Raw genomic sequence first — 12,856 nt, 5'->3', positions numbered from 1 at the left:
TTATAACTTTTCCAGAAAAAATAAAGATGAGATGATTTTTTCTTGAATTTTTGTCTAAAAAAAATATTGTTAACTTTTTAATATTTTTTTATTTTCTTATATTTATCTTATATTTTTGGGAACACTAAACTCAGGAAGAATAAAACACATTGTGTAAGTTTTACCTACTGCTCAATCAGAGCAGAATTAAATCAATAATTAGAGTTGTGAGAGCAAAATAAAATGGCTGTTGAAAAAGTTAACTCATCTTCAAGTCTGGCTGAAGTTATTGACCGCATTTTGGACAAAGGAATTGTAGTTGATGCTTGGGTACGTGTTTCTTTAGTTGGTATTGAACTGCTATCAATAGAAGCTCGGATTGTAATTGCTTCAGTTGAAACTTACTTAAGATATGCCGAGGCAGTTGGTTTAACATCTCAGGCTGCTGTTCCATCTGCTGCTTAACACCAGATTATAAAAAGGGAGTCTTCATGGCTCCTATTTAATATTTCTAGTTAACAAAATAGGAGATTTCAGCTGATGGCTCTCAAGAATTTATGGGAACAAGAGCGATTGCAGCGATTGCAAATAACTGCTGAACGCCGTCAAAAAGTTAACCAGTGGAAACAGCTAACTCAAAAAGAATTGCAGCTGCAAGCAGATTTGCTTCATCAAGAATTGAGCAGTTTTGTTACCAGCCTTGACAACAACAGAAAGTTACAACAGCAGCAATTTCAGCAAGAGATTCTAGAGCGGCAATTGGAAATATTGCAAATAAAAACAGATGTCTCGCAACGCCAACAAGAATACCGCCAACAGCGTTCAGCAAAGGCTCAGGCATTATTCCAAAACTTGCAAAATTTCCGGGCAATCTTACATAACAGTGTTTGGGACGATTACAGTCCCGAACAACCAGTTCCCCCAACTCCTGTTAAAGAAGAGAAATCAGTTGTAACAGTTCCAAAATGGTCAATCTCCCGTTCTGCAATTAAAGCCACTGGTTTTCGTACTTCCGTCAATACCATAGCTAAGAAAGTGCCTGTCTTGAATGCGGATACTGCTAAATCTAAAGTGCAGCAATACATTCAGCAAGCTGAAGGAGCTACTCTAATAGAAATTGAAGAGGTGATCGGCTTAAGCCGGGTGCAAACGATAGATATCCTGCGCTCCTTGATCAAGCAAGGGGTACTGGAACAACGCGATCGCCAATACTTTATTCGACAACAAGCAATTTCTTGACAAACTTAATTCAAGCTCATTTTTTGTATTTGCAGACTAGCTGTTGGGCGATCGCTTGTCTCTCTCGCCTTAAGCAGCAGAGTACAAAATCGATAAGCATTAAAGCTGGTCTATGCTTTGTAGTATTCAACATTTCCATCTTTTTCCCGTCTGTATTGCAACTACATTTGTACAAGCAATTTGCTCAGTAGATGTAACATGGCAACAAGTTAACCTATTAATAATTAGTTAACCTATTAATAATTAGAAAAAGAGCTTAAATCTTTGTTCAAGCTTCCGGCTTTGAACTTTAAAAATATCCGGTTGCAAAGGGATATAACAAGCTGGGGTAGCTCAATCAAGGTTTTTAACTGTGCTATTGGCGATCGCACGATGAAGTTAGTAAACTGGATTGTTTGAGCAATTTTAATGTAAATCCAAAACTCAAGATATATAAGGAGGTGCGATCCATTGTGAATCAATTGATCGAGCAACTTCAAATTAAATTATTTACAGGCAGGCTGAATCTTGAAGCAAGGGATGGGCCGACTTGGACGCTATATTTTCGTTTAGGACGATTAATTTGGCAGGCTGGCGGTTCTAATGCCGATGAGCGATGGCGACGACACTTGTTGCGGTACTGTTCTAATGTGGATGTGACACAGTTGGAGCAGCTTGTTTCTCCCCAAGAAAATTATCGCGAGTATTCCATTCTTGCTAAGTTACGAGAACAAAAATTAATCGAACAACAACAACTTGTGAGCTTGATTGCAAGCTCAATAGCTGAAGTCCTGTTTGATATAATGCAGTACATTGAAGCCAAAAGAAATAGCGACAATCCAGCAGGGCAGTTGTCACATACTACCGTTGTTGGTGAAGTTCCAGGGGTTCTCCTAGCTGTAATACCAACAGAGGAAGTTTTGAAACGGGCTACACAAGCCTGGCAAGAATGGCGAGATGCAGGACTGGCAACCTACTCGCCCAATTTATTTCCGATAATTCAAAAAATTGAGCTACTTCAAGGACAAGCATCCTCTAAACAGATTATTGCTCTAGTTGATGGAACAAAAACTTTACGAGGTTTAGGGCAAAAAAGCGGTCGGGATGTCTTAGCTTTGACTCGGTTATTGATGACATTGGTAAAAACAGGGGCGATCGTTTTTTCACCCACCCCAAAGCTCAGGCAGGTTGGGATTAGTAAAGAAACTGGCAACCCGTCCAGTGCAGTTAATAATTCCAATTCTTCACTAAAGACAGAAGAGGACACTGTTTTACAAGTTGCGCCCAATTTCAACAAAGTTGCTCCCCCAGCGACTAGTAAAGAAGTTTTCACTCCGTCCAGTGCAGTTAATAATTCCAATTCTTCACTGAAGACAGAAGAGAAGACTATTTTACAAGTTGGTCTCCCAGCAGCTAGTAAAGCAATTATTGATGTCTCAAGACCTTTAGTAGCCTGTGTGGATGATAGTCCAATGATCTGTCGCAGTTTGGAGGAAATTCTCACCCATCAAGGTTATCGCTTTGTTGGCATTCAAGATTCCTTGACGGCAGTTTTAAATCTAATTAAAAGCAAGCCAGACTTCATTTTTTTGGATCTTTTGATGCCAAAAGTAAATGGCTATGAAATTTGTTCTCAAATCCGTAAAACTCCAAGTCTCAAAAATGTGCCGGTTGTCATCTTAACGGGGAAAGATGGAATAGTAGATCGGATGCGAGCAAAATTAGTAGGAGCAACTGACTTTTTGGGTAAACCTGTAGAAGCAGACAAAGTACTCAATGTACTTCACAAGTATTTAAGTGTTTAGGTTGAAGCGGTAGTCATGCCAGTGGCTCTCCTACATCCATTTTCAAAACAGCTATTCATACCCAGTTTTGGCACAACCAAGTATGAAAATTATTAAACCTTCTTTCTGCCTCCTGCCTCCTGCCTCCTGCCTTTTACTCTCTTGTTAATTCATTTGTCGCAATAATTTGTCAAATTCTAAATTAAATAGTTAGGAAAAAATGAAAAAAGTTCTTTTAGTTGAAGATAGCCTCACAGAATCCGAAAAGATGACACGTTACCTAGAACAAGGAGGATATTCAGTTTATGAAGTTCGCAGTGGTGAAGAGGCTCAACTCAGGTTGAAACAACAAAAACCTGATTTGATTTTACTGGATTTGATTTTGCCAGGTCAAAGTGGATTTGAGTTCTGCCGCAAGTTGAAAGCCGATCCGACAACAAAAGGAATCCCGGTAGTGATTTGCTCAACTAAAAACACAGATGTTGATAGAACTTGGGGCAATATGAGTGGTGCCGATGGCTATTTAGTCAAACCTGTAGATGAAAATACCTTGCTCCAGACTGTTAATAAATTTATTCGCTAAAGGAAACTAGGGCAATGGTACAGGGCAATGATAGCTTTAGAGAGCTACCCATAAATAGCCAATTTCGACTTGAAAACTCTCCTCAAGGAAACAACCAGAGGTTTTTAAGATTTCCGTTGAATGGAAAGGTAAATGGGTTACTCCCATTAGCTGATTTACGGGGAGTAATTCAGGTTGCGCTGACCGAGATTTTGCCAGTACCGCAAGTAGCAGAATTCTTGTTAGGCATCATGAATTGGCGGGGAGAAGCGATCTGGATTCTTGATTTAGCAGCTTTGTTGGGAGCAACACACTGGTGTCGGCGAGAAAGTGTGCGTAACTCTGGCATGGCGATGCTTGTTCAAGTCCAGAATCAAACCGTCGGGCTGTTGGTGGAGCAAGTCAATACTATTGAAGTTCACGATCCCCAAGAGCGGTTAGCGATTTCGACATCGATGTTACCTGGCCGACTAGGCTCGTTCTTACAGGGTTACTTTGTGGATTCTCAAGGTAGCCCTTTGATGTTACTTGACACCCATGTTGTGATTCAAGCCCTTCAGCCTCTTTAACACTAGACCTCTTGCAAAAATAGTTTTGCACTCTTGGGGGAAAGGGTAAAGGTAAAAGGGCAAGGGTTTTTTCTTATCCCTTTACCCTTTCCCCCTTACCCTTTTCCCGACTTCTGCAAGAAGTCTACTTATTAACTCCGACAACCTTCATAGCAAGAAAGATCATGGTAGCGCAACACAATCTTAGACCGAGCCAACCTCACTCAAATCCCAGCAACGGTTATAAGGAAACCGATAACGGGCATACCGTTGATGCACCAGCAAAACAGCAAATCACCTCCGCTCTAGAAGAATTGCGAACAGAACTGGATCAAGCTGATTGGGTGGAAACAGGGCCATTGCGAGAGAGAATTCGCAAGTTAAAAGAACTGCTAAGTGTGTTGCCATATCAAGACGGAGGAGATGGATTAGAGGTAGAGCAAGTACAGGCGATCGCTAGCAAAATCCGCCAATTTTCCGATCTAGATACATTGCTGGCTACTGCTGTCATGGAGATACAAAGCGCCCTGCAAGCCGATCGTGTGGTGCTGTATGAGTTTACGAATCCGACGCTGGGGATAGTTGCTGCGGAGGCGATGAGGGATGGCTTTACGCCAATGCTGAAGGAAAAACTGCCCGCCGTCACTTTTGGGTTAGGTTCTGCCAAGCTTTACCAACAAGAAAAATTAGTTGCGATCGCGGATACCTACACTGCTGGCTTGTCTCCTTACCAAAAGCAGTTAATGGAGCGGTTTCAGGTAAGAGCTTGTTTGAGTTTGCCGATCTTAGCAAAAGATGGGGTTTGGGGTTTGTTGGTAGTACAGCAATGCACAGCTGCTCGCCAGTGGCAGAATGCTGAAATTCAGTTACTAAAATTAATCGAGCAGGAATTAGAAGCGCAACTGCAAGTTGCCGTGATTCAGGCTACGTTGCAACAAGAAGTAGAAAAAGACCAAATCCTGGTCGGTGTAGCGAATAAAATTCTCCAGTCCAAAGATTTGGATACCATCTTTCGCGTTGCCACCCAAGAAGTAAGACAGTCACTAAAATGCGATCGCGTGGCAGTTTATCGTTTCCAGCCAGATTGGAGTGGGGAATTTATCGCTGAATCTGCTGGAGCTGAGTGGGTTTCTCTATTAGAAGAACAGCGAAACAACCCAGCAATTGTCAATAACGTTAACTATTGCAGTGTGAGGAACCTTGCAGACGAAGGAGGATTGGTTGGGACAACAGGGCGATCGCACAGTGCAGATAGCTACATTCAGCATAGCCAAGGCAAAAATTTCCATCGCGGACAGATTTATCGAGTCACTAATGATATCTACAGTGCTGGTTTTTCTGACTGCTATATCAAAATTTTAGAAACCTATCAAGCCAAAGGATACATTATTGTTGCTATCTTCCAGGGAGAAAAGTTGTGGGGCTTGCTCGCTGCCTATCAAAATTCTCAGCCTCGTCAGTGGAAAGATAGTGAAGTTCGCCTAATGGTGCAGGTTGCAACTCTGTCTAGTATTGCGATTCAACAGGTGCAATATCAGCAACAACTTTATCACCGCTCTGAGGAGTCAGCCAAACTTGTGGAACGAGAACGCACTGTTTTCGGCATCATTGAAAAGATTGGGCAAGCAACCGATCTTCGCACCCTTTTCCGCATTACCACCCAAGAGTTGCGGCGATTTTTAAAATGCGATCGCGTTGTCGTTTATCAATTTCATCCAGACTGGAGTGGAGAAGTGATCGCGGAATCTGTGGCTGCTGGTTGGTCGTCACTGTTGGAGATGCAGGAACAAGACAGCATTTTAAAAACAGGTCTGATGTCTTCAGAACGTTGTAATGTTAAGGACTATGGCTCCCCTGTTAAACCTGATGCCGATACCTATCTGAAGGAAACCCAGGGTGGAGTGTACACCAAAGGAACGCGCTTTCGTAAAGTCAACGATATTTATGCTGCTGGTTTTTCACCTTGCTATTTAGAAACATTAGAGAAGTTCCAAGCCAAAGCGTACATCATTGTTCCCATCTTCCGCGCTGGTAATCTTTGGGGTTTGTTAGCAGCCTATCAGAATTCTGATGTTCGGAAATGGACTGAGGAAGAAATCGGTGCTTTGTTGCAGATCGGCGAACCGTTGAGCATTGCCCTCCAGCAAGCTGAATATATCGAACAGCTACGATTAAAAAATATCGAAATGACACAAGTAGCTGAAGTAGAACACGCGATCGCCCGAATGACGGAGAGAATGCTTCATTCCCAACACCCAGAAACAATTTACCGCACTACCTTGGCAGAATTGCGGCAGTTGTTCAAATGCGATCGCCTAGCAATCTATCGCTTCAACTCTGACTGGAGTGGTGAATTTATTGCTGAATCTGTCGGAAGTGACTGGGTGCCTTTGGTTGGTCCCGATATCAAGACCGTATGGGAAGACGAACACCTACAGCAAACCGAAGGCGGGCGCTATCGCAACAATGAAACTTTTACCGTCAATGATATCTATACTGTTGGCCATGCCCAGTGCCACATCGACCTATTAGAGCAGTTCCAGGCTAAAGCCTACACCATCGCCCCTATTTTCGCTGGAAACAAACTTTGGGGTTTGTTAGGAGCTTACCAAAATAGCGGTCCGCGCCAGTGGAATTCCGAGGAGGTGCGATTGCTGACCAAATTGGGTATTCAGTTGGGTTTAAGCGTGCAGCAAGCCGAGTACATCGGAGAACTGAAAACGAAGAATGCAGAGTTGGCGCGGGCAGCAGAAGAGGAACAGGTGCTGACAGGGATGGTGGAAAAAATTCGCCAAGCTCAAGAGGCAGATACAATTTTCCTGAATGTGCTGCCAAGTTTACGCAAACAACTACAGTGCGATCGCCTAGCAGTATTTCGCTTTCATCCCGACTGGAGTGTGGAATTTATTGCCGAATCCGTAAAAGATCAATGGCTGTCTTTAGCTAGTTCCGACATCAAAACGATGTGGATGGACGATCACTTACAAGAAACTCAGGGCGGACGCTATCGCAATCATGAAACCTTTGTTGTCAATGATATTTACACTGTCGGTCACGTTCAGTGCTACCTAGAGATATTAGAAAAAATCCAGGCCAAAGCTTACGCGATCGCTCCGATCTTTGTTGGAAACAAACTTTGGGGCTTTTTAGGAGCATACCAAAATACTGGCCCTCGGCAGTGGAAATCCAAGGATGTGCAACTGTTGCGAAAAGTAGCTGTGCAAATGGGTATAGGCTTGCAACAGGTTAGGTATATCGAACAGCTCAAGAAGAAGAATGCAGAGTTAGCGCGAACCGCAGAAGGGGAACGAGCATTGACACGGCTGGCAGAAAAAATCCGCCAAGTTCAAGAGCTAGATACGATTTTCCGCAATGCCTTACCAGAATTGCGATCGCATTTGGAATGCGATCGTCTAGCCGTGTATCGCTTCAATCCAGATTGGGGTGGGGAGTTTATTGCCGAATCCGTAAGTCGGGAATGGGTGGCTTTGGTTGGCCCCGATATCAGGACTATATGGGAAGACGAACACCTACAACAAACCCAAGGTGGACGCTATCGCAACAACGAGACATTTGTAATCAATGACGTTTACACTGCTGGTCATGCCCAGTGCCACTTGAAAATTCTAGAGCAATTCCAGATTAGAGCCTATATCATCACCCCGATTATTGCCGGAAACAAGCTCTGGGGTTTGTTAGGAGCTTACCAAAATAGCGGGTCGCGGCAATGGCAAGATAATGAAGTCAACTTGGTAACGAAAATCGGCACGCAGTTTGGGGTTGCCGTCCAGCAATCGCAATACTTACAACAAACCTTAACCAAGAATGAAGAACTGATCAAACTGGCAGAACGGGAAGTAGCAAACGCCCGATTTTCTTATCGCCTGCCAAGTCGGTTAACAGAGATGGCTCAAAGTCATAGTAATGTTCTGGAATTTGTCCAGTTTGCCACCCACGAACTTCGTCAACTGCTGAAAGTAGATCGAGTTGGAGTTTATCGTTTTGAGCCTGATTGGTCTGGAGAATTTGTCGTTGAGTCTGTGAATGGAGATTGGCCTAAGCTTGTGGGAACTAGCCTTGCCAGAGTTAGAGATACCTATCTCCAGTACAACCAAGGAGGGCGTTATGCCCGCAAAGAAAGTTTGCGGGTTGACAATATATATACTGTCGGTCATGACGAATGTCACATCCAATTGTTAGAACTGTGGGGAACTAAAGCCTACATGATTTCTCCGATTTTTCAAGAAAATCGGCTCTGGGGGTTGATGGGAGTTTATCAAAATAGCGCATCGCGCCAGTGGGAGCAATCCGAGGAGGATGTTCTCAACCAAGCCAGTGTCCAGATTGGTCTTGCCCTCAATCTTGCAGACTACCTAACACAGGTGCGTATTCAAGAGCAGCAACTAGCAGAAGCAGCAGAGCGCGAACGCACCGCCCGCGAAAAACTCCAACAAGGAGCAATACGCGTTCTCATGGCTTTGGAACCATCCTTCAGAGGCGATCTTACCGTTCGAGCGCCCCTATCTGAAGATGAAATTGGGACGATCGCCGATGGTTACAACACTACGATCCAAAGTTTGCGAGATTTAGTGCGACAAGTGCAGATTGCTGCTGGCAAGGTGAGTGAAAATTCCAGTAATAACACTACCTCAGTAGTAAAACTATCTGACCAAGCTCAACAGCAAGCAGAACGGCTCGAACATGCTCTGGAACAATTACAAATGATGGTAACTTCCACCCAGATAGTCGCTGCTGATGCTCAAAAAGTCGGACAGGCGGTGCAAAGAGCTAATAACACCGTCCAAGCTGGTGATTCCCTGATGGAAAGAACCGTAGATGGCATTTTGGAGATTCGGGAAACCGTGTCGGAAACAGCGAAGAAGATTAAACGCCTTGGTGAAGCTTCTCAGAAAATCTCGAAAGTAGTGAGTCTGATTGAAAACTTTGCCACTCAAACCAATTTGCTGGCACTCAATGCTGCCATCGAGGCTACCCGTGCCGGAGAGTATGGCAAAGGCTTTGCGGTGGTTGCAGATGAAGTTCGTTCCCTGGCTTATCAGTCCGCTAGTGCCACCACAGAAATTGAGCGACTCGTGCAAGAAATTCAAGCTGGCACCAACGAAGTTACCGAAGCAATGGAAATCGGGATTAGCCAAGTTGTTCAAGGCTCGAACTTGATCGATGAGACTCGTCATTCCCTAAGTGCGATCGTGGTAGCTACCAACGAAATTGGTGGACTGGTACAAGGAATTACCCAAGCAGTTTCCCATCAAAGTCAGCAATCCCAGATGTTGACAGAGGCGATGATGGATGTTTCGGCGATCGCCCGCAAGACTTCAGAAAGTGCCATCCACATTTCCGAGTCTTTTGAGGAACTACGGATGACTTCACAACAACTGGAAACCAGCGTTAGCCAGTTCAAAGTTGACTAAGTAAGTCGTGGTGAATATTTGTTCTCAGGATAAGGCAGAGGGGCAGAGGGGCAGAGGGGCAGGGGAGAAACAACTCTCCTCTGCTCCCCTGCCTCCCCTGCTCCCCCTGCCTTAACAGATAAATCTCCTTGACACCAAGCGTATTATGAACCCCGATCCCAGTAATCAAGAGCAGGCTTTTCTTGCGGAAGCGGCAGAGTTATTGCAAACCATTGAGCAGAATCTGATCGGTCTACTTGATGAAAAAACAATAGAAAAAGTTCATGCCTTGATGCGAAGCGCCCATACTATCAAAGGGAGTGCTGCCAGTGTTGGGCAAGAAACTATTCAGACAATTGCCCATCATTTGGAAGATGTATTCCAAGCGTTATACGCTCCAGAATTAGAAATCGATCCAGAATTGGGTGCTTTGCTTCTAGATGCTTATGAGTGCCTGCGAACTCCATTGAGTGCTGCCTTGATGGGCTTATCCTGCAATGAGGCAGAAATACTCGATCGCACTGCCTCAATTTTCGCCCAACTCCAACATAAACTAGGCGACTTTTTTGGTCGTGAGGCTCCGCTTCCCAGTTCGGAAGAACTTGGCTTTGATGTGGTAGAGTCAATCTTTTCCGGGAGTGTACTCCAGGATTTGCAACAGCTTGAAACTGACATTCAAAGCCAAGATCCGCAACAAATTCAAACAACACTCAACTCCCAAGCCGAATTTTTTGTCGAACTAGCAGCATCTTATGGCTTATCTGGATTGGAAGAAATTGCCCAGGCGACCCTAAACGCGCTCAAAGCACATCCAGATAAAGTATTGCAAATCGCTCAGGCGGCTTTAGAAAATTTTAAAGCGGCTCAAGCAGCAGTACTTACAGGCGATCGCACTCAAGGAGGAGAGATATCTCCACAATTGCGAGAATGGGCAATGCTCACTACTCCTGTCCAAGAACTGCTTGGGCAGCCAGTTGCGATCGCTGCCCAACCAATACAAACAACTACGACTGAGAATCAGCCATCTCCCCTCCTCAGTGCCAGCGAAGCGGAATCAATTTGGTCGTTTTTCCCGAGGCGGACTGATAACTCCCTACCGAAAACACCGGAGGTACTAGCACCTATTTCTCAGGATTCGGTAGTAGCCCCCTCTGCCATAGAGCGGATTTTACAGTCAATCTGGATCGGAGATCCACAGACATCCTGCCGATACTCAGACTCAGATCGGCCAGCCTCTCCACCACCACCAAGCCTCCAGGCTCAGTCATCGGCATCACTTCCCAGTATCCGAGTAGCGATAGAACAGCTCGATCGCCTCAGCCATACAATTGGGGAATTGCTAATCAGCGAAAACCAACAAAACCTGCAATCTAACCACATCCACAAAGCAGCTCAAGACACTCTACTACAGTTTTTGTACTGTCAACAACAACTTAGTAAAGTTTTTACTTGGTCGGATCGACATCTGCTGCTTCCCGAACGCAAGCAGCGACATATACATGGATCTCCACGAGTTATCTCTGCTACCGAGGCACAATCCAATTTTGATGCCTTAGAAATGGATAACTATAGCGAGTTGCACATTCTCCTGCAAAATCTTACAGAAGACATGGTGCAATTAGGAGAACAGATTGAGGCTGTTAATGGCTTAGTTCAGCAATCTCGCTTCAGTCTCGGAAAGCGCAAGCAACTGCTTTCAGGAGCGCAGGAAGATTTGCTGCAAGCCAGAATGGTTCCACTGGGAACAGTGTTGAATCGATTACCCCGGCTGCTGCAACAGATGGTAGCAACTTATCATAAGCCTGTTGAACTCAAGCTTGGCGGTACGAAGGTACTGGTGGATAAAGCCATTTCTGAGCAGCTATACGATCCCTTGCTGCACATGATTCGCAATGCCTTCGATCACGGCATTGAACCGGTAGAAACCCGCCGCCAGCAGGGTAAACCAGAAACCGGAACAATTACAATTCAAGCCTATCATCAAGGCAACCGCACTACTATTGAGGTACGGGATGATGGTCAAGGCTTAAACTGGGAATCCATTCGTCAACGAGCTATAGAAAAACACCTGCTGACTCCCGAACAAGCCGCCTACGCCTCAGAAGACCAACTGGCAGATTTATTATTTGAACCAGGCTTTTCTACCGCCAAGCAGGTTGGTGAGTTATCAGGCCGTGGTATCGGCTTAGATGTTGTTCGCACTCAATTGCAAGCTTTACAAGGTTCGATTGTGGTGCGATCGTTTTCAGGGCAGGGAACCACCTTCATGCTGCAATTGCCCCTGAGCTTGACAACAGCACGCTTGCTCGTTTGTCAATCTCAAGGTATTACTTATGGCTTGCTCTCTGAAGGAGTTAGCCAGGTTTTATTACCGCAGCCAGAGCAGATTCAAGTCCAGCAATCTTTACACGGGCAAGGCAGCCAAAAATTCTGGCAGTGGGGAGAAGGGCAAAGTCAGCAACTAGTTCCCATCCGCTCGCTTGCGAATTTGCTGGATTACAAATATCCTTTATTCACCCAAGACCACAATTTAAACCTAAGTCCTTTTCCAGTCAAACAACGGAACACCGTTGAACCTCTGCTGCTGTTGGAAACAGAGCATCAATACCTGTGTTTGCAAGTCGATCAGATTTTAGTCGAGCAGGAATTAGTAATTAAATCCCTCGGCAGAGTCCTAACTTTACCTAGTTACATCCAAGGCTACAGCGTGTTGGGCAATGGTAGTCTTACCCTAATCGTTGACCCGTTGGAGTTAGTTCGGCAAACTTGGGAGACAGATATGATGCCGACTTCCCCGGCATCAAGTCTTACAACTAAACTATTGCCCGCGCCTGAGCCTGTTCTTGCTCTAGAGGGGCAGCAATCCCAGCTAACTACGCAACCGCAACAACAGCCGATGGAAGTCAATACAGCCGTTGCTCAACCTAACCGACTGATGGTGTTAGTGGTAGAAGATTCAGTTGTACAAAGGCAAAGTTTGGTGCAGACGCTCCAGAAAGCCGATTATCAAGTGTTGCAAGCAGGCGATGGTCGAGAGGCGATCGCTCAATTGGTGCAACACAGTGATGTCGATCTAGTGATTTGTGACATTGAAATGCCGCGTATGAATGGATTTGAGTTTTTAGAACACCATCGCCAAGACGAGCGTTTGTCCGGGATTCCTGTGGTGATGCTGACTACTCGTAGCGGCCAGAAGCACCGCCAATTAGCTTTAGCTCTAGGGGCGAAAGCTTACCTGACCAAACCCTATTCAGAACAGAGCTTTCTAGCCGCGATCGCTGAATTGGTTAATGGGTAAAGGGGAAAGGGTAAAGGGGAAAGGAATGAAGAAATTTACCTTTCCCCCTTCCCCTT

The 12,856-nt window shown here is 44.9% G+C and carries 7 protein-coding genes; all 7 read left to right on the top strand.

The window, feature by feature from the left end; all coding sequences use genetic code 11:
- The first annotated feature begins 222 nt into the window (after window positions 1-222).
- The 7 genes from gvpA (at window position 223) to G1O98_RS22355 (ending at window position 12,800) form a co-directional block, all read left to right on the top strand.
- Window positions 223-444 carry a gas vesicle structural protein GvpA gene (gvpA, locus tag G1O98_RS22385; RefSeq protein ID WP_163931998.1) on the top strand — a complete coding sequence of 74 codons (222 nt, stop codon included), beginning with the start codon at window positions 223-225 and terminating at the stop codon, window positions 442-444.
- 75 nt (window positions 445-519) lie between these two features.
- Window positions 520-1,218, top strand: a complete 699-nt coding sequence (locus G1O98_RS22380) for a gas vesicle protein GvpC (protein ID WP_163931995.1) — start codon at window positions 520-522, stop codon at window positions 1,216-1,218.
- A gap of 452 nt (window positions 1,219-1,670) precedes the next feature.
- Window positions 1,671-3,002: a response regulator gene (locus G1O98_RS22375; RefSeq protein ID WP_163931992.1), complete on the top strand. Its 1,332-nt coding sequence runs from the start codon at window positions 1,671-1,673 to the stop codon at window positions 3,000-3,002.
- Window positions 3,003-3,201: 199 nt separating this feature from the next.
- Window positions 3,202-3,564: a response regulator gene (locus G1O98_RS22370; protein ID WP_069071669.1), complete on the top strand. Its 363-nt coding sequence runs from the start codon at window positions 3,202-3,204 to the stop codon at window positions 3,562-3,564.
- 14 nt (window positions 3,565-3,578) lie between these two features.
- The gene (locus G1O98_RS22365; protein WP_163931989.1) at window positions 3,579-4,112 is read left to right on the top strand and encodes a chemotaxis protein CheW; all 534 of its coding nucleotides are present in this window, start codon (window positions 3,579-3,581) and stop codon (window positions 4,110-4,112) included.
- A 164-nt stretch (window positions 4,113-4,276) separates the two neighbouring features.
- Window positions 4,277-9,523, top strand: coding sequence for a GAF domain-containing protein (locus tag G1O98_RS22360; protein ID WP_163931986.1), 5,247 nt, complete (start codon window positions 4,277-4,279; stop codon window positions 9,521-9,523).
- A gap of 145 nt (window positions 9,524-9,668) precedes the next feature.
- Window positions 9,669-12,800 carry a hybrid sensor histidine kinase/response regulator gene (locus tag G1O98_RS22355; RefSeq protein ID WP_163931982.1) on the top strand — a complete coding sequence of 1,044 codons (3,132 nt, stop codon included), beginning with the start codon at window positions 9,669-9,671 and terminating at the stop codon, window positions 12,798-12,800.
- Window positions 12,801-12,856 lie beyond the last annotated feature (56 nt).

Origin of the sequence: Nostoc sp. UIC 10630 (assembly GCF_010747425.1) — a bacterium.
Classification (GTDB): Bacteria; Cyanobacteriota; Cyanobacteriia; order Cyanobacteriales; family Nostocaceae; genus Nostoc.
Note: the sequence above shows the minus strand (reverse complement) of the source record. Positions and strands in the feature narration are given on the sequence as shown.